The organism is Rhodococcus sp. USK10, assembly GCF_019378875.1.
Classification (GTDB): Bacteria; Actinomycetota; Actinomycetes; order Mycobacteriales; family Mycobacteriaceae; genus Rhodococcus_F; species Rhodococcus_F pseudokoreensis.
Genome location: NZ_CP076048.1, coordinates 1,899,376 through 1,921,641, shown reverse-complemented (window position 1 = coordinate 1,921,641; position 22,266 = coordinate 1,899,376). Strand labels below are relative to the sequence as shown.

General features: G+C 68.0%; 19 protein-coding genes. 6 read left to right on the top strand and 13 right to left on the bottom strand.

The features are described from left to right. Positions 1 to 138 precede the first annotated feature (138 nt). The 7 genes from I1A62_RS15880 to glyA form a co-directional block, all read right to left on the bottom strand. The gene (locus I1A62_RS15880; protein WP_219459119.1) at positions 139 to 798 is read right to left on the bottom strand and encodes an aminotransferase class IV; all 660 of its coding nucleotides are present in this window, start codon (positions 796 to 798) and stop codon (positions 139 to 141) included. Further along, on the bottom strand, positions 795 to 1,703 hold the full coding sequence (gene folP, locus I1A62_RS15875; RefSeq protein WP_219459118.1) for a dihydropteroate synthase: 909 nt from the start codon (positions 1,701 to 1,703) through the stop codon (positions 795 to 797). Before folP ends, I1A62_RS15880 begins: the two co-directional genes overlap by 4 nt. Positions 1,704 to 1,773: 70 nt before the next feature. Next, positions 1,774 to 2,367, bottom strand: a complete 594-nt coding sequence (locus tag I1A62_RS15870; RefSeq protein WP_219459117.1) for a sarcosine oxidase subunit gamma — start codon at positions 2,365 to 2,367, stop codon at positions 1,774 to 1,776. After that, positions 2,360 to 5,227, bottom strand: a complete 2,868-nt coding sequence (locus I1A62_RS15865) for a 2Fe-2S iron-sulfur cluster-binding protein (RefSeq protein ID WP_219459116.1) — start codon at positions 5,225 to 5,227, stop codon at positions 2,360 to 2,362. Before I1A62_RS15865 ends, I1A62_RS15870 begins: the two co-directional genes overlap by 8 nt. Next, the gene (locus I1A62_RS15860; protein WP_124389817.1) at positions 5,224 to 5,502 is read right to left on the bottom strand and encodes a sarcosine oxidase subunit delta; all 279 of its coding nucleotides are present in this window, start codon (positions 5,500 to 5,502) and stop codon (positions 5,224 to 5,226) included. The genes I1A62_RS15865 and I1A62_RS15860 overlap by 4 nt, the downstream gene beginning before the upstream one ends. A 12-nt stretch (positions 5,503 to 5,514) precedes the next feature. After that, on the bottom strand, positions 5,515 to 6,750 hold the full coding sequence (locus tag I1A62_RS15855; RefSeq protein ID WP_219459115.1) for a sarcosine oxidase subunit beta family protein: 1,236 nt from the start codon (positions 6,748 to 6,750) through the stop codon (positions 5,515 to 5,517). After that, positions 6,750 to 8,075: a serine hydroxymethyltransferase gene (gene glyA, locus I1A62_RS15850; protein ID WP_257890820.1), complete on the bottom strand. Its 1,326-nt coding sequence runs from the start codon at positions 8,073 to 8,075 to the stop codon at positions 6,750 to 6,752. Before glyA ends, I1A62_RS15855 begins: the two co-directional genes overlap by 1 nt. 113 nt (positions 8,076 to 8,188) lie before the next feature. On the opposite strand from glyA, the gene I1A62_RS15845 reads away from it, so the two are divergent. Next, entirely contained in the window at positions 8,189 to 8,860 is a 672-nt protein-coding gene (locus I1A62_RS15845; protein WP_124389814.1) for a GntR family transcriptional regulator, read from the top strand. Between the two features lie 69 nt (positions 8,861 to 8,929). Here I1A62_RS15845 and purU read toward each other — a convergent pair whose 3' ends face one another. From purU to I1A62_RS15825, 4 genes are all read right to left on the bottom strand, one after another. Further along, entirely contained in the window at positions 8,930 to 9,778 is an 849-nt protein-coding gene (purU, locus tag I1A62_RS15840; protein ID WP_219459114.1) for a formyltetrahydrofolate deformylase, read from the bottom strand. A gap of 115 nt (positions 9,779 to 9,893) precedes the next feature. Further along, positions 9,894 to 10,787 (bottom strand): bifunctional 5,10-methylenetetrahydrofolate dehydrogenase/5,10-methenyltetrahydrofolate cyclohydrolase, encoded by an 894-nt coding sequence (locus I1A62_RS15835; protein WP_219459113.1) that lies wholly within the window; start codon positions 10,785 to 10,787, stop codon positions 9,894 to 9,896. Beyond that, positions 10,784 to 11,410, bottom strand: coding sequence for a cyclodeaminase/cyclohydrolase family protein (locus I1A62_RS15830; protein WP_219459112.1), 627 nt, complete (start codon positions 11,408 to 11,410; stop codon positions 10,784 to 10,786). Before I1A62_RS15830 ends, I1A62_RS15835 begins: the two co-directional genes overlap by 4 nt. Then, positions 11,407 to 13,869 (bottom strand): FAD-dependent oxidoreductase, encoded by a 2,463-nt coding sequence (locus I1A62_RS15825; protein ID WP_219459111.1) that lies wholly within the window; start codon positions 13,867 to 13,869, stop codon positions 11,407 to 11,409. Before I1A62_RS15825 ends, I1A62_RS15830 begins: the two co-directional genes overlap by 4 nt. A 363-nt stretch (positions 13,870 to 14,232) precedes the next feature. On the opposite strand from I1A62_RS15825, the gene I1A62_RS15820 reads away from it, so the two are divergent. Further along, positions 14,233 to 15,033: an IclR family transcriptional regulator gene (locus tag I1A62_RS15820; RefSeq protein ID WP_219459110.1), complete on the top strand. Its 801-nt coding sequence runs from the start codon at positions 14,233 to 14,235 to the stop codon at positions 15,031 to 15,033. 8 nt (positions 15,034 to 15,041) lie between these two features. On the opposite strand, the gene I1A62_RS15815 is transcribed toward I1A62_RS15820, so the two are convergent. Continuing rightward, complete coding sequence (locus I1A62_RS15815) at positions 15,042 to 16,220, bottom strand: NAD(P)/FAD-dependent oxidoreductase (protein WP_124389808.1); 1,179 nt, start codon at positions 16,218 to 16,220, stop codon at positions 15,042 to 15,044. Then, complete coding sequence (locus tag I1A62_RS15810; RefSeq protein ID WP_219461217.1) at positions 16,217 to 16,561, bottom strand: bifunctional 3-phenylpropionate/cinnamic acid dioxygenase ferredoxin subunit; 345 nt, start codon at positions 16,559 to 16,561, stop codon at positions 16,217 to 16,219. Before I1A62_RS15810 ends, I1A62_RS15815 begins: the two co-directional genes overlap by 4 nt. Positions 16,562 to 16,759: 198 nt before the next feature. Here I1A62_RS15810 and I1A62_RS15805 point away from each other — a divergent pair, with 198 nt between their 5' ends. The 4 genes from I1A62_RS15805 to I1A62_RS15790 all read left to right on the top strand — a co-directional run bounded on the left by I1A62_RS15805 (position 16,760) and on the right by I1A62_RS15790 (position 22,257). Continuing rightward, entirely contained in the window at positions 16,760 to 17,572 is an 813-nt protein-coding gene (locus I1A62_RS15805) for an IclR family transcriptional regulator (protein WP_124389807.1), read from the top strand. A 379-nt stretch (positions 17,573 to 17,951) separates the two neighbouring features. Continuing rightward, on the top strand, positions 17,952 to 19,118 hold the full coding sequence (locus tag I1A62_RS15800) for an aromatic ring-hydroxylating dioxygenase subunit alpha (RefSeq protein WP_219459109.1): 1,167 nt from the start codon (positions 17,952 to 17,954) through the stop codon (positions 19,116 to 19,118). Beyond that, the gene (locus I1A62_RS15795) at positions 19,115 to 20,740 is read left to right on the top strand and encodes a BCCT family transporter (protein ID WP_219459108.1); all 1,626 of its coding nucleotides are present in this window, start codon (positions 19,115 to 19,117) and stop codon (positions 20,738 to 20,740) included. Before I1A62_RS15800 ends, I1A62_RS15795 begins: the two co-directional genes overlap by 4 nt. Next, positions 20,737 to 22,257 (top strand): aldehyde dehydrogenase family protein, encoded by a 1,521-nt coding sequence (locus I1A62_RS15790; protein ID WP_219459107.1) that lies wholly within the window; start codon positions 20,737 to 20,739, stop codon positions 22,255 to 22,257. The genes I1A62_RS15795 and I1A62_RS15790 overlap by 4 nt, the downstream gene beginning before the upstream one ends. Positions 22,258 to 22,266 lie beyond the last annotated feature (9 nt).

The window sequence follows — 22,266 nt, the reverse complement described above, 5'->3', positions numbered from 1 at the left end:
CAGTCGGGCGGTGGGGTCGCGGACATCTCACTGGTGATCAAACAGGTCGGATATTGATATATCAGTGTTGCCGATAACGGTAGGTCAGCGGTCGAGGTGGGTCAAGAGGTGATCCGGGGAAGGTTCGGAAGGGAGCGGCTACGGCCGGAGGGTGGCGGGCAGCACACCCTTGAGCGAACTCGTCACGGCCAGTGCCTCGGCGGTCAGGAGGTCGCTCGGCGTGAGAATTCGCTCGCGCATCAACCCGCGGTCGAGCTGCCACGACCGCTCGACACCCGGCAGGCATCCCGACGACAACGGCGGCGTCCACCAGACGCCGTCGATCCGGGCGGCGAGGTTCGCGATCGTGGTCTCGGTGACGTGCCCGAGTTCGTTGACCAGCACGACGTCGTCGGCATCGGGATTGCGGTGACGCCGGCGGTCGTACCGCTCACGCAGCGTCGTCTTGTGCCCGAGGAGGATGTCGAGGGAGTCGACGGGCTCGTCGTCCAGGGCGAGGGACACGCAGGCAGGCGCGACCGGCGGAGCGAAGACGTCGACGTCCACCCCGCCGCCGCGGTGCAGGCGCACCCGGACCCGGGCGGCTCCGGCGCACGACAGTTGTTGCGCGAGGTGGCGCCGGACCTCTCGTTCCCCGAACTCGTATCCGAGGACCGCCGCGGAGTGGGCCAGACGCGACAGGTGACGGTCGAGATGCCGCAAGCCGGTGCGGGGATCGTGATACATCGTCTCCATCAGCTGAACGTCAGCTGAGTCGAGCGTCGCGAGCCCCACTGCGGCGGACACGGAAGTGTTCACAGGGCGGGGTCTCGATTCGGCACGTGACTGGAGGTGGCGGGACCACGATATACGAGCGCGCGGTATACCGATACCGCGTCCACCGTGGCGGCGACATCGTGCACGCGGAGGATCGCGGCGCCGTTCTGGGCGGCGACCATCGCGGCGGCCACCGAAGCGGCCTGGCGGTGGTCGACGTCGCGGCCGGTGATGGCCCCGAGCATGCCCTTCCTCGACAGGCCCGCCATGACCGGAAGTCCGATCTCGGTGATCTGCCGGAGTTCGGACAGCAGCCGAAGGTTGTGTGCCAGGGTCTTGCCGAATCCGAAGCCGGGATCGAGCAGGATGTGCTCGCTCGGGATTCCGGCCTCGAGACACGCCTGGAGGCGGGCGACGAGGAAACCCCGGACCTCGTGCACGACGTCCCGGTATCGCGGTGCGACCTGCATCGTCGCCGGATCCCCGAGCATGTGCATCAGGCAGACCGGGACGTGCAGGTCCGCCGCGGCCTGCAGGGCGCCGGGCAGTCGCAGGGCGCGAACGTCGTTGATCATCGACGCGCCGGCGGCGACGGCCTCGCGCATCACCTCGGGACGTGAGGTGTCGACCGAGATCGGCACCGACGTGTGCCGGGCGAGGGCCTCGACCACGGGAACCACCCGCTCGACCTCGTCGGACACCGACGGTGGTGTCGATCCGGGCCGGGTCGACTCCCCGCCGACGTCGAGGAGATCGGCGCCCTCGGCGACGAGCGACAACCCGTGATCGACCGCCCGTGCGGGATCGCGGTAGCGGCCGCCGTCCGAGAACGAATCCGGGGTCGCGTTGACGATTCCGCAGACCAGGGGAATGTCGCGGGCGAGCGCGCCGAGCAGTCGTTCGGCGTCGGCCGTCGGGGGCGCGTGCAGGATCGAACGTGGGGGCATGGTGCGAACCTCCTTGCAGAGATCGGCCCGGGGGGCGCCGTCATGTCGCCCCCCGGGCCGAACTGTTCTGTTACACGGGATCGACGCCGAATTCCTCGGCGGCATCGATCAGCCACGCCGCGAGATACCGGGCGAACGAGGCCCGCACCAGGATGCGGTAGTCGGTGCCCTGTTCGTCGAGTGCGATGAGGACGACACCGGCGAGGCCGAGCATGGTCTGCACGGCCGATCCCGGTCGGAATACTTTGGGGTGCAGGTCGATCGAGCAGCCCTTGGCCAGGATGTCGCGGGCGTGCGCTCCCGTGAGCCGGATCGTCGTGCGCTGCCCGGAGACGTCGATCGCCGCGCCGCCGTGCGGGGTGACCGCATTGCGGAGTTGGGTTTCGAGTTCCTCGGGGGACTGGGATCGTGTGGTGATCAGCCATTCCTCCGGACCGAGCCAGACCGCGGTGACCTCGCCGTTGTCCACGCGGGTCGACGGTGTGGTGGGCAGGTCGACACCGAGCGCGGTGCCCGCCGCCGCTCCTCCGGGGCCGCTCGGGTCGACCCACAGGTCGACCATCGAGACGAACGGTTCCTCGGTGATGCGCACCGACGCGGGGAGCGCCGAGAACTTCTCGTCCCAGCCGTGCAGGGGGGACAGCGGGGTGAGGGTGTCAGCCATCGCGACGTGCTCCTTCGGGGTCGACGAGAACGGAACCGGTGACCTCCACGGCCACCAGGCGGCCGTCCACCGGGACGTGCAGGGTGTCACCGACTCGGGCTCGGCCGCCCTTGACGAGGGCGAGACCGAACGGGCGGCCGAGTTCGGCGCTGAGGTAGCTGGAGGTGACGTGCCCGAGCATCGGGACCGGCGGCGGTGGCAGGGTGCCGTCGGGGCGGTGTTCGATGATCTGCGCGCCCTCGGGCAGCACGGTCTGCTTGTCGAGGGGCAGCAGTCCGACGAACTGCTTACGCAGCGGGTTCTGGTTCTCCTCCCGGCTGAAGGAGCGCTTGCCGACGAAGTCGACCTTCTTCTTCGACACGGCCCAACTCATCCCGAGATCCTGGGGGGTGACCGTGCCGTCGGTGTCCTGCCCGATGATCGGGTAGCCCTTCTCGGCGCGCAGGACGTGCATGGTCTCGGTGCCGTACGGGGTGATGCCGAACTTTTCCCCGGCGGCGATCAGGCGCGCCCAGACCGCGGGGGCGTGCCAGCCGCCCACGTTGACCTCGTAGGCGAGTTCGCCGGAGAAGCTGACCCGGGCCACGCGCACGTGCTGGTCGCCGAGGGCGGTGTCGCGCCAGGCCATGAACGGGAACGCGTCGTTGGTGACGTCGAGGTCGGGGAAGACCTCACCGATCACGTCACGCGATTTCGGTCCGACGACGGGGAAGGTGGCCCATTGTTCGGTGACGGAGGTGAGCCTCACCTGCAGGTGGGGCCATTCGGTCTGGAGCCATTCCTCCATCCAGTCGAGGATCTTCGCGGCGCCGCCGGTGGTGGTGAAGACCTGGTAGCGGTCGTCGGCCAGGCGCATCACGGTGCCGTCGTCGATGACCATGCCGTCGACGCCGCACATGACGCCGTAGCGGACCATGCCGACCTTGAGGGTGCTCATCATGTTCGTGTAGAGCATGTCGAGCAGCACACCGGCGTCGGGTCCCTGGACGTCGATCTTGCCGAGGGTGGAGCCGTCGAGGATGCCGACGCCGGCGCGGACGGCGGCGCATTCGCGCAGCACCGCGGCGTCCATGTCCTCCCCGGGCAGCGGGTAGTAGCGGGGACGCTTCCACTGGCCGACGTCCTCGAACACCGCGCCGCGGCCGACGTGCCAGTCGTGCAGGGCCGTGACCCGTTCGGGGTCGAAGAGGGCGCCGCGACTGCGGCCGGCCAGCGCGGCGAACGCGACCGGGGTGTACGGGGGCCGGAACGTGGTGGTGCCGAGGGTCTCGATCGGGCGGCCGAGGAGTTCGGCGGTGATGCCCGACGAGATCACACCCGACGTCTTGCCCTGGTCGTGGGCGGTGCCGATGGTCGTGTAGCGCTTGATGTGCTCCATCGACGTCATTCCGGCGCCGACCGCGCGGGCGAGGTCGGCGACCGTCGCGTCGCGCTGGACGTCGACGAACTGGGTGTCCTGCCCCGCGACATCGGGCACCCGCCAGAGCACCAGGGGCTTCGTCGTCTCGGGTGCGACGGAGGGTGCCGTGTCGGTGTCAGTGCCGGGGGCGAGGGCGTCGAAGCCCAACGCGCCCAGAATCTCCCGGCCCGCGCGCTCGCCGTCGTGCAGACACCCCGCCAGGTCGAAGATGCCGTTGGCGGAGCCGGCGACGGTGACGCCGTCGAGGTCCTCGCCCGGCACGAACGCGCCGAGGTTCTCCTCGTAGCGGAGCTTGCCGCGGGCCTGACTGAACAGGTGCACGGCCGGGTTCCAGCCGCCGCTGACGAGCAGGGCGTCGCAGGCCAGCGGGACCGCGGTGCCGGTGTCGTCGCCGCGGGAGGTGACGAGGGCGTGGCTGACCCGGCCGTTGCCGCGGGTGCCGCAGACGACGGATGAGGTGCGGACAGTGATGCCGCGCTTGTCGCACTCACGCTGCCAGTGGGCGGGGGCGGTGTCGCGGGCCTCGACAACCGCGTTGATGCGGACACCGGCGTCGTGCAGGTCGATCGCCGCCTGGTACGCACTGTCGTTGGTGGTGAACACGACGGCCTGCTCACCGACCTTGACGCCGTACCGGTGCAGGAAGGTGCGGGCACCGTGCGCCAGCATGATGCCGGGGCGGTCGTTGTCGGTGAAGACGACGGGACGCTCGTGCGCTCCGGCGGCGACGAGGATGTGCCGGGCCCGGATCCGCCAGACACGCTGGCGGCTCAGGGCGGCCGGGGCCTGGCCACCGAGGTGGTCGGTGCGACGCTCCAGGGCGAGGACGAAGCCGTCGTCGTAGTGGCCGAACGCGGTGGTGCGCTGCAGGTGCAGCACATCCGGGTAGGTTGCGAGTTCGGCGACCGCGGCCGTCACCCAGTCGAGAGCGGGGGCGCCGTCGATCAGATCCGTGCTGCCGAGCAGGTCACCGCCGGCTTCGCTCTGCTCGTCGACGAGGACGACCCGCGCACCGGCCCGGGCCGCGATCAGCGCGGCGGCGAGACCGGCCGGGCCGGCGCCGGCGACCAACAGGTCGGTGTGGACGTGTTTGGCGTCGTATTTCGCCGAATCCGGGATGGTCGCGAGACGTCCCTGACCGGGGATGCCGCGGGCGACGAGGCCGTCGAACAACTCGATGGTGGTGGCGAGCAGCATCGGCTCGGGGAACGGCTCCTCGATCTGCACGAGGCCGCCGGTGTCCTCGGCCCAGGCGGCGGTGATGCCGCGGGGGCGGCCGAGTTTGATGCTGGTGGTGACCTGGTGGACGCCGTTCGCGAGCAGCGCCGAACCGAGCGTGTCACCGGGGTGACCGGTCAGTTCCCGGCCGTCGAACGTGAAGGTGTAGGAGGTGTCGCGGTCGAGGCGACCGCCCTGGCGGGTGCGGAAGGGTGCGTTCACGATATCGTCGGCTTCTGCTCGTCCAAGCGGTACACGCTGTGGAATCGGTAGGTGGCAGTGTCTCGTACGGCGTTGAACCAGCGCCTGCAGCCGGCGCTGTGGTTCCATCGTTCCGCGAACAGACCTTTCGGGTTCGCGCGGAAGAACACGAAGTGCGCCCATTCCTCGTCGGTCAGCGACTGCGGATCTTCCGGGTACACGACGTGGGCTTCGCCGCCGTAGTGGAACTCGGTTTCCTCACGGGACCCGCACCACGGGCATTCGATGAGTTGCATTGTGGCTCCTGGTTAGTGGGCGACGGCCGCAGCGCCGTGCTCGTCGACGAGGGCGCCGGTGACGAACCGGTCGAGGCTGAACGGCGCGATGAACTCGTGCGGTTCGTCGTTCGCGAGGGTGTCCGCGAGGCACCAGCCCAACCCTGGGGTGGCCTTGAAACCGCCGGTGCCCCACCCGCCGTTGAGATACACGTTGTCGTAGGGGGTGCGGCCGACGATCGGGGAGGCGTCGGGGCAGGTGTCGACGATGCCGCCCCAGGTGCGCAGCAGATGCGCCCGGGCGAACACCGGGAACAACTCCACAGCGGCCGCCATCTGGCGTTCGATGATGTGGAACGCGCCGCGCTGGCCGTAGCCGTTGTAGGAGTCGACACCGGCGCCCATCACCAGTTCCCCCTTGTGCGCCTGGGAGACGTACACGTGGATGGCGTTGGACATCACGATCGTCGGGTGCACCGGTTCGAGGAGTTCGGAGACCAGGGCTTGGAGCGGGTGCGACTGCAGGGGGGTGCGGATGCCGAGCATGTCGGTCAGGGTGGAGGTGTGTCCGGCGGCGCAGAGCGCGACCTGTCCGGTGGCGATGTCGCCGCGGGTGGTGCGGACCCCGGTGACCTTGTTGCCGTCGGTGACGAAGCCGGTGACCTCACAGTTCTGGATGATGTCGATGCCGGCCTCGTCAGCGCGGCGAGCGAATCCCCAGGCCACGTAGTCGTGCTTGGCGATGCCGGCCCGCGGCTGATAGGTGGCGCCGAGCACGGGGTAGCGGATGTCGGAGGAGATGTTCACCAGCGGACAGAGTTTTTTGACCTCGTCGGGTCCGACCCATTCGGCGTCGACGCCGTTGAGTTTGTTGGCCTCGACCCGGCGGACGCTGTCGCGGACGTCCTGGAGGCTGTGCGCGAGGTTGAGGACGCCGCGCTGGCTGAACAGGATCGGGTAGTCGAGGTCCTCCTCGAGGCCCTCCCACAGTTTCAGGGCGTGCTCGTAGATGCGGGTGCTCTCGTCCCACAGGTAGTTCGACCGGATCAACGTGGTGTTGCGGGCCATGTTCCCGCCCGCGAGCCAGCCCTTCTCCAGGACGGCGACGTTGGTGATGCCGTAGTTCTTGGCGAGGTAGTGGGCGGTGGCGAGGCCGTGGCCGCCGCCGCCGACGATCACGACGTCGTAGGACTTCTTCGGTTCCGGGTTACGCCACAGGAAGTCCGGGTGGTCGGGCAGGTGCGCGCCGGGCGGTTGGGTGGCACTCATCAGTTCGCCTCCGTGAGGTCGGGGTAGAGCGGGAACGCGGCGGCGAGGGCGTCGACCCGGGCCCGCAGGCTATTGAGTCCGGCCTCGTCGGTGGCCGGGCGCAGGGCGTGGCTGATGATGTCGGCGACCTCGGTGAACGCGGCCTCGTCGAAACCGCGGGTGGCGAGAGCGGGGGTGCCGATCCGCACCCCCGAGCTGACCATCGGCGGGCGGGGGTCGAACGGGACGGCGTTGCGGTTGACGGTGATTCCCACGCGGTGCAGCCGGTCCTCGGCCTGCTTGCCGTCGAGTTCGGACTCGCGCAGGTCCACCAGGACCAGGTGGACGTCGGTGCCGCCGGAGACGACGTTGATGCCCGCGGCCCGCGAATCTGCTTGCAGGAGGCGGTCGGCGAGGATCTTCGCGCCGGCCAGGGTGCGCTCCTGACGTTCGCGGAACTCGGGTTCGGCGGCGAGCTTGAACGAGACGGCCTTGCCGGCGATCACGTGCTCGAGCGGGCCACCCTGCTGTCCGGGGAAGACGGAGGAGTTGAACTTCTTCGCCAGCGCCGCGTCGTTGGTGAGGATGACGCCGCCGCGGGGACCGCCCAACGTCTTGTGCGTCGTCGACGTCACCACGTGCGCGTGCGGGACGGGGGAGGGGTGCAGTCCGGCGGCGACCAATCCGGCGAAGTGCGCCATGTCGACCATCAGGTAGGCGCCGACCTCGTCGGCGATCGCACGGAACCGGGCGAAGTCGAGCTGGCGGGGGTACGCGGACCAGCCGGCCATGATCAGCTTGGGGCGGTGCTCGCGGGCGAGGCGCTCGACCTCGTCCATGTCCACTCGGTGGTCGTCCTCGCGGACGTGGTAGGCGGCGACGTCGTACAGCTTGCCGGAGAAGTTCAGCTTCATCCCGTGGGTGAGGTGACCGCCGTGCGCGAGGTCCAGCCCGAGGATGCCGTCGCCGGGCTGCAGCAGTGCCGCCATCGCCGCGGCGTTGGCCTGCGCCCCCGAATGCGGCTGCACGTTCGCGAACTCCGCGCCGAACAGCGACTTCAGGCGGTCGATGGCGAGCTGCTCGATGACGTCGACGTGCTCGCACCCACCGTAGTAGCGGCGTCCGGGGTAGCCCTCGGCGTACTTGTTGGTCAGCACCGACCCCTGCGCCTGCATCACCGCGAGCGGGGCGAAGTTCTCACTGGCGATCATCTCCAGGGTGCCCTGCTGGCGCTCCAGTTCGGCCCCGATCGCCGCGTGCACGGCCGGATCGAGATCGGCGAGCGAATGAGTCAGCGTCGGATTCGCTGCTGCTACCTCGGTGAGGTTTGCGGTGTCCACGGTCATGGTTCGCCTTTCTGGAAGGTCAGTTGAACTGGAACTGATATATCAACTGGAAAGTAGCGTAAGGTCAGTACCGGACAAAGGTCAATAGCTCCGGAAAATCAGGGAGACGGAACATGAGCCTGGCGCATTCATCGGTCGCGGACCCGGCATCGAACGGCGGCACCAACGCCGACCGCGCGTACGAGATCGTGCGCGAACGCCTGGTCATGCTCGACATCCGGCCGGGCGAGCCGATCAACGACGACCGCCTCGCCGAGGAACTCGGCTTCGGCCGGACGCCCGTACGGGAAGCGCTCAAGCGCCTCGAGCGGGAGCGTCTCGTGATCGCCTACCCCCGTCGCGGCACGTTCGCCACCGCCGTCGACATGACCGACCTCGCCGACATCTCCGAGATCCGCAAGCAGCTCGAACCCACGGCGGCCGCCCGGGCGGCGCGCACGGCGTCGCAGGACGCACGGGCCCGGCTGTCCGCGCTCGCCGACGAGATCGCGGAGATCGACGACAGCGAAGACCCGCGCGACGTCCTGCGCAAGGACGTGCGGGTGCACCGCGAGATCTACCGGGCGTCCGGCAATCCGCACCTCGAAGACATCCTCGTCAGCCTCGACGCCCACGCCACCCGCATCTGGTGCCTCTTCCTCGACCGGCTGCCGGACGTCGCCGCCCACGTCCGCGAGCACGTCGCCCTGCTCCGGGCCATCGTCGACGGCGACGGGGACACGGCGTCCGCGCTCACGCTGTCGCATGTCGCGGGCTTCGAGCAGGCCATCCGCGACCTGCTGTAGGCGCTTCGCGCCCGTGCGTGGTTAACGAGTGCAGAGACTCGTTAACCACGCACGGGCGGCGAAGCCGCCTCAACTGAAGACGACCGTCCGGTGTCCGTGGAGCAGGACCCGGTTCTCGCAGTGCCAGCGCACGGCCCGCGACAGCGCGAGGGCCTCGGCGTCCTGCCCGACCGTGGCGAGCCGCACCGGGTCGAAGCTGTGGTCGATGCGGATGACTTCCTGCTCGATGATGGGTCCCTCGTCCAGGTCGGGTGTCACGTAGTGGGCGGTGGCGCCGACTTGCTTGACTCCGCGATCGAACGCCTGGTGGTAGGGCTTGGCGCCCTTGAAGCCGGGCAGGAACGAGTGGTGGATGTTGATCGCGCGTCCACGCAGTGCGCGGCACGCGTCGTCCGACAGCACCTGCATGTAGCGGGCGAGCACCACAAGATCTGCGTCGAATTCCTCGACGAGTTCGAGTAGCCGGGCTTCGGCCTCCGGCTTGGTGGTCGGCGTGACGGGGACGTGGACGAACGGCAGGCCGGCGGCCTCGGCCATCGGGCGCAGCACCTCGTGGTTGGAGACGACGGCGACGAGTTCGGCGCCGAGGTTGCCCGCTCGCCAGCGGAAGATGAGGTCGTTGAGGCAGTGGCCCATCTTGGAGACCATCACGATCACGCGGGGTAGGTCGCTGCCGTTGAAGTTGAACGTCATGCCGAATCTCGCGGCCACGTCGGCGAATTGAGCGGTCAAGTGCTCGATGTCGACGTCACCCGCTGACACGAACGACGTGCGGAGGAAGAACGCGTCGCTCCGGGTGTCGTCGAACTGCTGATGCTCGGCGATATCGCAGTTCTGCTCGAAGAGGAAGGAGCTGACTGCGTGAACGATCCCGGGGCGCTGAGCGCAGCTGAGCGTCAGGGTGAAGGTCTGGGTCATGTGGGTCTCCTCGATGCCGGAATCAAATTGAGGTATTAGTCCGAGCAAACTGATATATCAGGATGGTCAATGCTATTTCAGGCGGGACGGGCGGGTCAAGGGCTGGAGACGGAAGTCAGACGCCGCTTCGGAATCCGGCGAGCACCGAGTCCGATCGGGTCTGGGCGTGCTGGGTGGCGGCAGCATCGACGGTATGGGCGATCAGTAACGCGGTGGTCACCGGTCCCACCCCTCCGGGGACCGGGGTCAGCGCACCGGCCCGGCGGTCCACGCCCGCGGCGTCGACGTCACCGAGCAGTCGGCCGTCGGCGGTCGCCGTGGTCCCCACATCGATGACGACGGCGCCGTCGGCGACGTGGTCGGCGGTGATCAGTCCGGGAATACCGACGGCGACGACGAGGATGTCGGCGTCTCGGGTGCCGGCAGCCAGATCGGTGGTGTGCCGGTGGCAGACGGTCACCGTCGCGTTGCGCTGCACGAGCAGATGCGCGACCGGACTTCCGACCACCGTCGATCGGCCGACCACCGCAGCGGTCCTGCCGTGCGGAGAGATTCCGTGGTGATCGAGCAGCTCGATCACGGCCTGTGCGGTGGCGGGTGCGAACGCGGGGAGGCGCGCGACGAGACGACCCAGACTGACCGGGTTCGCGCCGTCGACGTCCTTGGCGGGGTTGATCGCCTCCCGGAGTGCGTCCAGGTCGGTGCCGTCCGGCAAGGGGGTCTGCAGGATGATGCCGTGGACGTCCGGGTCGTGGCCGAGTTCGACGAGCGTGCCGTGGATCTGTCCGGTCGTCGCCGACGCACCGAGATCGACTATGTCGCACAGGATTCCGGTGCGTTTCGCGGCCGCCGCGATGGAGCGCACATACCAGGCGGTTGATTCGTCGTCGGTGGCCAGCACGACCGCCAGCCTGGGCCGGATTCCGAGGTCGGTGAGAGCGGCGGCGGCGACGGACGCGTCGTCTCGGATGGAGGTGGCGAGTTCGGCGCCACCGAGGCTTCTGGTCATGAACTCAGCTGCTTTCGTACTCGTGTCGTGACGGCGTCGGCGCGCTCGACGATGGCGTCGACGCCGGCCAGGCACTCGGTGAGGGACCGGCGGGTGTCCGCATCGGTGATACCGGGCAGGTTCACATCGATGTTGACCCGGGCGGTGGTGGCGGCGGCGCGGGCGGCCTCGGCTGCGGCCGCGACGTCGCTGACGACGGTGGGGTTCGCCACCGGCAGCAGGATGTCGGCGAGCGCGACGACGTCACCTGCCGCGACCACCACCTCGGCGGGCACCGCGGCCGCGCCGGCGAGTGCGGTCGCGATCGCCGCCGTGCGCGCCCCCGATTCTTCCTCGGTTTCCCGGGGGAGACGGTAGGCGTCGATGACGGCCGTGAACGCAGCCATGTCGTCGTCGGCGAACTGCAGTGCCTTCTCGCGGAACGCATCTGCGGACGCGCAGATGCGTTCGACGAGCATCCCGTGGTCGGCGTACCTCTTGCCGGTGGTGTAGCGGGCGACCATCGAGACCAGCGCGGCCGCCTGGCCGAGGTGGAGCGCGGCGGTTGCGCCGCCACCCGGCGCGGGGGTTCGATCGGCGAGCGAATCCAGGAACCCGGTGATCGTGTCGTGCCGGATGCTCATGACCGGATCTTCTTCATCTCGGGGTCGACGAGCGGTTCGGCCACGACGGTGGCGGGGATGCGCCGCCCAAAATATTCGATCTCCACCGCGGTGTCCACGGTCGCGGTCGCGGGCAGCCAGGCGTAGGCGATCGGCGCCCCCACCGTGTGACCGAACGCGGCACTCGTGACGTACCCGGCGGGCTGTCCGTCGACGAACACCGGTTCGTGGCCCAGGACCACCGACTGCCGATCGTCGATCATCAGGCACGCCAGGCGCCGCTCCACCGTCTCGTCGGAGACGCCGTCAAGGGCGTCACGCCCGCGGAAGTCGCCCTTCTGCAACCGGACCGCGAAACCGAGACCGGCCTCGTACGGGTTGTGCTCGGTAGTCATGTCGGTTCCCCACGAGCGGTAACCCTTCTCCATCCGGAGGCTGTTGAACGCGGCGCGGCCGGCCGCGATGACGTCGTACTTCTGTCCCTCCGCCCACAGCAGATCCCACAGCCGCAGACCGTTGTCGGCGGACGTGTACAGCTCCCAGCCGAGTTCACCGACGTACGACAGGCGCATCGCCGTGACGGGCACCCCGCCGATGTGCACCTCCTTCGCGCGGAAGTACTTGAAGTTCTCGTTCGTGAAGTCGTCGGAGCTGAGCGCCTGCACCAGATCCCGCGCGCGGGGACCCCACAGCCCGATCCCGCACGTGCCGCCGGTGACGTCGCGGATCTGCACACTGCCGTCGTCCGGGGACTGCCGGCGGAAGTAGTCGAGGTCGAGGTTGCCGTTGGCGCCGACCTGGAAGACGGTGTCGGACAACCGCGTGACGGTGAGGTCGCTGCGCACGCCGCCGGCGTCGTCGAGTGCCAGCGTGTAGGTGACGGATCCGACGGACTTGTCCATCTTGCCGGTCGTCAGCCGATCGAGCAGATCGAGGGCACCGGCGCCGGAGATCTCGAGCCGCTTCAGCGGTGTCATGTCGTACATCGCCACCGACGTGCGGGTGCGCCAGGCCTCGGCCGCTGCGATGGGGGAGTGGAACATCGCTGCCCACGGCTCACGGGCCGGTGGCTGCCAGTCGGCCGGAAGGTCCTGCACCAGATGGGCATTGGACTCGAACCAGTGCGGGCGCTCCCAGCCCGAACTCTCCAGGAACATGGCGCCGAGTGCCTTCTGGCGCACATGGAACGGGCTCACGCGCAGGTCGCGGGGAGACTCCTTGGGCTGCAGCGGGTGCAGCACGTCGTAGATCTCGACGAAGTTCTGCTGCGAGGTCTCGCTGACGTAGTCGGGCGCGATTTGGATCTCCTCGAAGCGGTGGACGTCGCAGCCGTGGAGTTCGATCTCGGAGCGGCCGTCGACGAGGAGTTGGGCGACCGCGCGGGCGACACCGGCGGAGTGCGTCACCCACACCGCCTCGGCGATCCAGAAACCGGCGACGTCCGGTGACTCGCCGAGCAGGGGGCCGCCGTCCGGGGTGAACGAGAAGACACCGTTGAATCCGGCTTCCAGTTCGGCGGATTCGAGGCAGGGCAGCAGCAGCTTGCTCTGCTCCCAGGACGGCGCGAAGTCCTCTTCCGTGAACGGCAGCATGGACGGCATGTCGGAGGAGGACACGTCGGTGCTCTCGTCCAGGTCGCGCAGGTTCACCGGCATCGGCCGGTGGGCGTACGTGCCGATGCCGAGACGGTCGACATGCTCGCGGAAGTACAGATCCTGATCCTGATGGCGCAGGATCGGGAAACCCGCCTCGGCGAGTTCGGTGTTCCGTCCGACGAGTTCGGGGATCTGCTCGGTTTTCGCGTACTGGTGCGCCAGGGGCAGCAGCGGGACGTTCATCCCGACCATCGCGCCGACGTCGGGACCCCAGAAGCCGGCGCAGGACACCACGATGTCTGCGGGAATCACACCGTCCGGGGTGGCGACACCGGTGACCTTGCCGCCGCGTTGCTCGATGCCGATCACCTTCGTCGAGCCCTGGAACACGGCGCCGCGGGATTCGGCGCGCCGGGCCAGCGCGACGACGGCACGGGACGCCTTGGCGAGGCCGTCGGTCTCCACGTGCAGCCCGCCGAGGACCCGCTTCTCGTCCAGCAGCGGGTGCAGCTTCGCGCACTCGGCGGGGTCGAGGACGGTGCCCTCGATGCCCCAGGACGTTGCCCAGCCCTGCTTACGGTGCAGGTCGGCGAGACGCTCGGGGGTGGTGGCCACCTCGAGTCCGCCGAGTTGGTTGAAGCACCACTGACCGTCCACGTCCAGTCCGACGAACTTCTCGACCGTGTACCGGGCGAACTCGGTCATCGTCTTGGACGCGTTCGTCTGGAACACCAGGCCCGGTGCGTGCGACGTGGATCCTCCGGTGAGCGGCAGCGGTCCCTGATCGAGGACCGTGATCCGATCCCAGCCGCGAGCGGTGAGCTCGTCGGCCAGATTCGCGCCGACGATGCCGGCTCCGATGATCACTACGCGCGGTGACCCCATGATGGTCCTCCTGGTTCGGTGGGTGCCTGTGTGTGGCGAAGTACGGGTGCTGCCGCTGTCGCGGCGGGTGGGACGTTCGATGTTCGGTGCGGGCTGGGACGGCGCCGGAGAGAACTGTGAATTGCGAAACGGTTCGGGCTGATCGGAACCATTATCGACAACTGATATATCAACACATTAGGTCCGGAAGAGTAAGGGGGTCAACCCCGAATTGCGGGTAACTCCTTGATGATCGAGTAGGGAAACAGCGAATGATCCCCGACTTACCGGAGAAATGCGCACCGCGGCGACCGGCGGTGGCTCGGAACGGGGTGTGGATGGAGATAACCGTCGCACGATGATGTCGCCTATCCTGAAGTCGCGATGACTGAATTGGACGATAACTCGAATGGAGATCGGAGCCGGCCGGCCGGCGCTGTGCAGTCAGTGGATCGCGCTCTGGCGGTACTCGAAATCCTCGCCAGGCTCGGCACCGCCGGCGTCACGGAAATCGCCGAGGAGCTGGGCGTCCACAAGTCGACCGCGTCGCGCCTCGTCGCTGTCCTGGATTCGCGGGGCTACGTCTCCCAATTGAAGAGCCGGGGGAAGTTCCAGCTCGGGAATTCGATCGTCCGTCTGGCCCGCACCGCGACGCCGGACGGCGATCTGGTGCGGCAGAGTCAGGAATTGTGTGCCGAACTGGCCGAAATTGTCGGCGAGAGCGTCAATGTGTCGATACTCGACGGCAATCGCTCGGTGAGCATCGTCAAAGCGGACGGCCCGTCCGGCGTCGGTACCTATACGTGGGTGGGGCAGAGCAGCCCGGCACACGCGACGGCGAGCGGAAAACTGTTGCTGACGGAATTGTCCGACAGTGAAATCGCGGAGCGGGTGGGAGAAAGTCCGATCGCTCTCACGTCCGAAACTCTCACCGATGTGCCTGCCCTCGTGGAATCGCTGAATTCCATCCGCGAGCGGGGCTGGGCGGAGTCCGAGGAGGAACTCGAACTCGGATTGAACGCGGTGTCCGTCCCGATCCGTGATTACACATCGAAAATGATTGCGGCTCTGAGTGTGTCCGGCCCCGCCTACCGATTGCTGCCGGAACGGTTCGAGGACGTCGCACGCGCCGCGCTCGACACGTCCCAGCGGATCAGCAACCGCCTGGGCTACGCCGTCACGTAGCGCCGGCATCAGGCCCGCGACCTGGCGAGTTGCTTCTTGTACCGGGTGAACAGCCGGGGATTGTTCATCGCGAAGACGCCGACGGTATCGCCGTCCCTGTCGTAGGTGGCCACGAACGTGCCGGTGCCGGGGTCGCCGTCGACGAAGCGGACCTCGTCGGTGCTGTGCCACGTTCCGGCGAACTGCAGCATCTTGCCGTACTGGTGGGACCAGAAGTACGGGATCGCGGCGGGGCCGGACGGTGTAGCCATGATGGTGTCGGCCACCGTGGCCGCCTGGGCGACGGCGTTGCTCCAGTGCTCGCTCCGGTGATGGATCTGGTGGGCGTCGTCGAAAGTTCGTGCGCAGTCGCCGATCGCGTACACCCCGGGGAGGTTCGTCCGGCACGACGAGTCGGTGAGGAAGCCGTCGTCGATCATCAGTTCCGAATCGCACGCCCATTCGACGTTGGGGACGGCCCCGATTCCGACCACCACGACGTCCGCGGGCAGGACCGTTCCGTCGCTGAGCCGGACGGCCTCGACCGCGTCGTCGCCGAGCAGTGCGTCGACGACCGACCCGGTGAGAAGCCGGACGCCGTGTGCGGCGTGCTGTCCCGCGCAGATCGCCCCGAGTTCGATGCCGAGCGGACCCGCGAGGGGTGTCGGCGAGGCCTCGACGACCGTGACGTGCAGGCTCATTTCGGCCGCACTCGAGGCCACCTCGGCTCCGATGAAACCGGCTCCCACGATCACGAGATTCTGCGCTCGTGACAGCGATTCCCGCAGTGCGCGTGCGTCGTCGACAGATCTGAGCGTGTGCACGCCGGCGAGACCGAGGTGCCCGGGCAGGGTCCGGGCGCGCGCGCCGGTCGCGACGACCACGGCATCGGCGTCGAGGTGGGACCCGTCGTCGAACATGACGCGGTGGAGCCCGTCGGGGGAGCGGACGAGGCCGGTGGCGGTGCTGTTCATCCGCCATTCGACGTCGAGGGTGTCGTCGTCGCTGTTCATCAACAGCAGGTCCTCGTCCGTCATGCCTCCGGTGAGGAATTCCTTGGACAGCGGTGGTCGGTCGTAGGGCAGTGATGGCTCGCTGCCCGCCACGACGAGGCGGCCGGTGTATCCCTGCTCGCGCAGCGCGCGGACCGCCGACAGTCCGGCAAGTGAAGCGCCTAGTACCACAATGGAATTCGGGACAGTGCTCATCTTGTGTCGCCCTTCTGTTCGAGATGGAGCAGCACGGTGCCGTCGACGATCGACACGTCGTGGGTGCGGACTGCGATCTTGGCCGGCGGGCCCGACGGCACTCCGGTGCGGAGGTCGAAGCATGCCTCGTGGAGCGGGCACTCCACCGTGCAGCCCTCGACCCAGCCGTCGGCGAGGGAGGCGTCCTGATGGGTGCAGGTGTCGTCGACGGCGTACAGACCGTCGGAGGTGTGGAAGACGGAGATGGGAGCCATTCCCGGCGGCGTGACCGTGACTACTTCGCCCACGGGCAGGGTAATGAGTTCGCACACGGCGAACGGTGTGGTGCCGGGGTGGATCACAACTGGGGAATCGTTATCGAGAATCACTCGATACCTCCGGATGCGTCGGGAAGGAGGGGCAAGTTGTGGAGCAGTTGTTGCGCTATGCGCGACGACTTGCAAGCTGTGCAACACAATGCTCTCCGGTGCTGCCCCGCGGTGTCAAGCATTCGTGTGTAAAAACTGCGTTCCGGAAGTCGGTGGGCATAACCTCGGGGCATGAGTGAATCCGAGGCGACGGCACCCGCGGCCCAGGGCGTGGAAGGGAAGGCGAAGACCGTGCACGCGGTGGAACGTGCCATCGACGTGCTCGAGATCGTCGCGGCGGAGGGCCGGGTCGGCGCCACGGAGATCGCCGTGCGCCTCGGCGTGCACAAATCGACCGTCTCACGTCTGATCGCCTCGCTGCAGCAACGCGGATTCGTGGAGGAAGCGGGCGTCCGCGGCAAATACCAGCTCGGATTCGCAGTCGTGCGATTGGCAGAGGCCACGGTCGCGCAGAGCGGGCTCGTCGAGGTTGCGCAGCCCGAGTGCGACCGCCTGGCCGATGCGTTCGGCGAGACGGTCAACCTCGCGGTGCTGGACGGTGCTGCGACGCTCAACGTGCTCGAAGCTCGCAGCGATCGTCATGTCGCGCTCCGCACGTGGGTGGGTCAGGTCACCCCGGCACATGCGACCGCAACCGGCAAGGTCCTGGTCTCGGAGATGACATCGGGCCAGCTCCGCAGCAGGCTGGGCCCGCGATTGAGCGCACTCACTCCCAATACGATCACCGACTTCCGTGCGTTCGACGTCGAGCTCGAGCACGTGCGGTCGCGAGGCTGGGCGTCCACGGCCGAGGAGCTCGAAGCGGGGCTCAATTCCATCGCGGTGCCGGTGCGGAGCAAGGTCACCAACCGGATCGTCGCGTCGATCTGTGTGTCCGGCCCGGAGTACCGCCTGGCGCCCGATCAGTTCGAGGCGGTGGCGCTCGAAATCGCCGACGCGGTGGCGCGGATCGAAGCGCAGCAATCCGTCGGCGCGGGTGACTGACGACCCGAAAGTGACTCTCTCTCAACGTAGGACGAACCGATAGTCCGGTTTGCCCGGGTTTCGCCGACTCGTGGTTAACGCGGCGTTTCGGCCGTGTCGCGTCTGCGAAAGAAGTGCCGAATGTGATGTTTGACACGTCTGCTCGCGACGGTCTAAGTTGTTTAAATCGCATAGCGTTGCTGATGACGCAACAATGCTGGCGCCGCGATGACTCGACGGGACTGCTGTCCGCTGTTCGAACGATCGTCGCGGATCGGGCATCCATGTCGTCACACTCGGCAACGACGCCCCTTGCGATCTGCGCCCCATTCGCCCACAGATTCCAGGTCACAGCCCCGACCGAACGCATCTTTCCCGTAACGAAAGAACGGTGACATCTATGTCCGCTCCGGACGTCCAAGCCCCCGCTCCCGCGCCCGCCCCGGCACTGATCCCCACTCTGGGGGGTCGCTTCTACACCGACCCCGACATTTTCGTGAGCGAGCAGGAGAACGTCTTCGAGGCGATGTGGTTCTGCGCCGCCCGCACCGCCGACCTCGCCGACGCCGGTGCCTTCAAGAAGGTCACCGTCGGCCGGGAGAGTGTCCTCGTCGTCCGCGGCCGGGACGGCGCCCTCCGGGCCTTCCTCAACATCTGCCGGCACCGCGGCGCCATGCTCTGCACGGAGGACGAAGGCCAGGTCCGGCGGAACCTCCAGTGCCCGTATCACGCGTGGACGTACGGACTCGACGGCAAACTGGTCGCCGCGCCGAACATGGCCGCGCTGCGCGACGAGACCGGAGCCGACATCGACCGGGTGCGGTACGGGCTGGTGCCGGTCGCGCTGCGCGAGTGGCTCGGTTACGCCTGGGTGTGCCTCGCGGACGAGCCGCCGTCGTTCGAGGACGAGGTCATCGGCTCCGTCACCGAACGGCTCGGCGATCCGGCCGCCATCGATCGGTACGAGATCGGAACCCTCGAACTCGGCCGCCGGATCACCTACGACGTCGCGGCCAACTGGAAGCTGATCATCGAGAACTTCATGGAGTGCTACCACTGCGCCACCATTCACCCGGAACTCACCGAGGTGCTTCCGGAGTTCGCGGACGGCCTTGCCGCACAGTACTTCGTGGGGCACGGCGCCGCCTTCGGTGACGAAGTCGAGGGCTTCACCATCGACGGAAGCGGCGGATTCGAGGCGTTGTCCGGCATCAGCGACGATCAGGACCGCAAGTACTACGCCATCACGGTCCGCCCGCAGGTCTTCGTGAACCTCGTGCCCGACCACGTCATCTTCCACCGGATGTACCCCATGTCCGCGGACCGCACCATCGTCGAATGCGACTGGCTGTACGCGCCGGACGTCACGGCGTCGGGACGTGACGTCTCCCGCTCGGTCGAACTGTTCCACCGGGTCAACGAGCAGGACTTCGACGCCTGCGAGCGGACGCAGCCGACGATGTCGTCGAAGGCCTACCGCGACGGGGGTGTGCTGGTGCCCGCGGAGCATCACATCGGCGAATTCCACGACTGGTTACTCACCCGGCTGGGTGGGGACGCGAAATGACGTACGCCGGCGAGCAACCGAGGGTGATCGACCCTCCCGAACTGCAGGCACCGGAACCGGAGCGCGGGGCACCCGCCCACGCCGCGCCGCGGGGCGGCGTCGACAAGGTGGTGTTCGGCGCCGCGGCCGGAGTCGGGGTGGGCATCATCCTGTGGGGCCTGCTGGCGCCGGAGAACCTCGCGCTCGTGTCGAACGCGGCCCTCGGGTGGCTCGTCGCCGACATGGGGTGGTTGTTCATCACCGCGGCCACCGGGTTCGTCCTCTTCTCGCTGTTCCTGGCGTTTTCGCGGTACGGCCGGATTCCGCTCGGCAAGGACGGCGAGAAGCCGGAGTTCCGGACGGTCAGCTGGATCGCGATGATGTTCAGCGCCGGCATGGGGATCGGGCTGATGTTCTACGGCGTCGCCGAACCCCTCGCGCACATGGTGAGCCCGCCTCCCGGAACCGACGGCAGCGCCGGGTCGGCGATGGCCACGACGATGTACCACTGGGGACTGCACCCGTGGGCGATCTACGCGGTCGTCGGATTGTCGATCGCCTACGGCTCCTATCGGCGGGGCCGCAAGCAACTCATCAGCTCCGCGTTCATCCCGCTCCTCGGCCGTCGCGCCGAGGGGGCGGCGGGCAAGGTGATCGACGTGCTCGCGATCATCGCGACGATGTTCGGCACCGCCGCGTCGCTCGGCCTCGGTGCCCTCCAGATCGGGTCCGGGCTCGAGATCATCGGCTGGATGGGTGAGGTCGGCACGTTCGCCCTGGTGGCCCTCGTCGGATTGCTGACGTTCGCGTTCGTCGCCTCGGCGGTGTCCGGGGTGGCCCGCGGAATCCACTGGTTGTCCAACATCAACATGGTGCTGGCCATCGTGCTGGCGGTCTTCGTGTTCGTCCTCGGCCCCACGGTGCTGATCCTCAACCTGCTGCCCACCACCATCGCCGACTACAGCGCGCAACTCGCGACGATGTCGGGTCGCACCGCCGCGAGTGCGGGTGACGACACCGCATCGTGGTTGTCGTCGTGGACGATCTTCTACTGGGCGTGGTGGGTGTCGTGGACCCCGTTCGTCGGCATGTTCCTGGCCCGGATCAGCCGCGGCCGCACCATCCGGCAGTTCGTCGTCGGTGTGATCGTCATTCCCACCTCGGTCAGCCTCGTGTGGTTCGCGGTGTTCGGAGGTTCCGCGATCGGGGTGCAACGTGACGGCACCGACGTCGCGTCCCAGTCGTCGACCGAGGGGCAGTTGTTCGGAATGCTCGACCACCTGCCGCTCGCCGGTGTTTCCACCGTGCTGGTCATGGTGCTGGTGGCATTGTTCTTCGTCTCCGGCGCCGACGCGGCATCGCTCGTGATGGGCACCCTGTCGGAGCGGGGGACCCGGCACCCGAGCAAGCGGATCGTCGTGTTCTGGGGCACGCTCACCGGCGGCACCGCGGCGCTCATCCTCTGGACCGGCGGCTCGGACGCCCTTCAGGGCCTGCAGACGATGACGATCATCGCGGCCGCGCCGTTCCTGCTGGTGATGATCGGACTGTGCGTCTCGCTGTACCGGGACGTCTCCCGTGATCCGCTCATCGTCGGCCCAACGAAAGAATCTGCACACGAAAGGGTTTCGGACACACTATGAAGATGTCGGCGCTATCTGCTGATCTCGACGTCCAGAAATTGTTCGGCACGGTGAATTTCATCGCGGGGGAGTGGGTGGCTGCGTCATCGGGGCGCACCCGCGACTGCATCGACCCGGCAACCGGGAACGTGATCGCCACCGTGGACGAGGCGTCGCCCGAAGACGCCGGGCGAGCAGTACAGGCGGCACGGGCGGCCTTCGATGCCGGGGACTGGCCGGAGACGCCGGTCGCCACGCGATCGTCGCTGTTGTCGCGTATCGCCGATCTCCTCGAGCGCGACAAGGAGGAACTGGCGCGCATCGAGACGGTCGACACCGGTAAGACGTTGGTGGAGAGTCGAATCGACATCGACGACGTCGTCTCCGTGTTCCGGTACTACGCCCGGCTGGCCCTCGTGTCGAGCGACCGCGTCGTCGACGTGGGTGACCCCGCCGTCGTTTCCCGGGTCGTGCGCGAACCGATCGGGGTCTGCGTCCTGATCGCACCGTGGAACTACCCGCTGCTGCAGATCTCCTGGAAGGTGGCACCGGCGTTGGCGGCCGGCTGCACGATGGTACTCAAACCCAGTGAGGTCACGCCGCTGAGCACGATCGCATTCACCCGGCTGATGGAGGAGGCCGGTGTGCCCGCCGGTGTGGTCAACCTTGTGCAGGGCAGCGGCGCCGACCTCGGCCCCGCGCTCACCGACACCGGCGACGTCGACTTCATCTCGTTCACCGGCGGACTCGCCACCGGCACCACCATCCTGGAAACGGCCGCGAAGCACGTCACGAAGGTCGCCGTGGAACTCGGCGGCAAGAATCCCCACCTCGTCTTCGCGGACGCCGACTGGGAGTCGTCCGTCGACCAGGTGCTCACCGGGGTCTTCCTGCATTCGGGTCAGGTGTGCTCGGCCGGGACGCGTCTGATCGTCGAGGAGTCGATCGCCGACGAGTTCGTCGCCGCCCTCGTCTCGCGGGCCGAGGCCATCCGTGTCGGCCCGGGACTCGACCCGTCCAGCGAGACCGGACCTCTCGTGTCGACGGCGCAGCGCGACAAGATCGAAGCCTATGTGGCACTGGGCATCGCCGAGGGAGCGACGCTCCGGACGGGCGGTTCGCGGCCCGCCGATCTCGCGCTCGACGGCGGCAGCTACTACCTGCCCACCATCTTCGACCACTGCGACCGCACGATGCGGATCGTGCAGGAGGAGACGTTCGGGCCCATCCTCACCGTCGAGCGATTCACCACCGAGGAGGACGCGGTCCGGCTCGGCAACGACACCGAGTACGGCCTCGCCGCCGGGGTCCGGACGTCGGACGCCGCCCGCGGCGAGCGGGTGGTGCGGCGGCTGCGCCACGGAACGGTGTGGCTCAACGACTTCGGCTACTACACGCCGGCGGCGGAGTGGGGCGGATTCAAGAAGTCCGGCAACGGACGCGAACTCGGACCCGCCGGGCTCTCCGAATACCAGGAAGTCAAACACATCTGGAACAACACGACCTCACCTCACGCGGGGTGGTTTACCGCGACCTGACGTGCACTC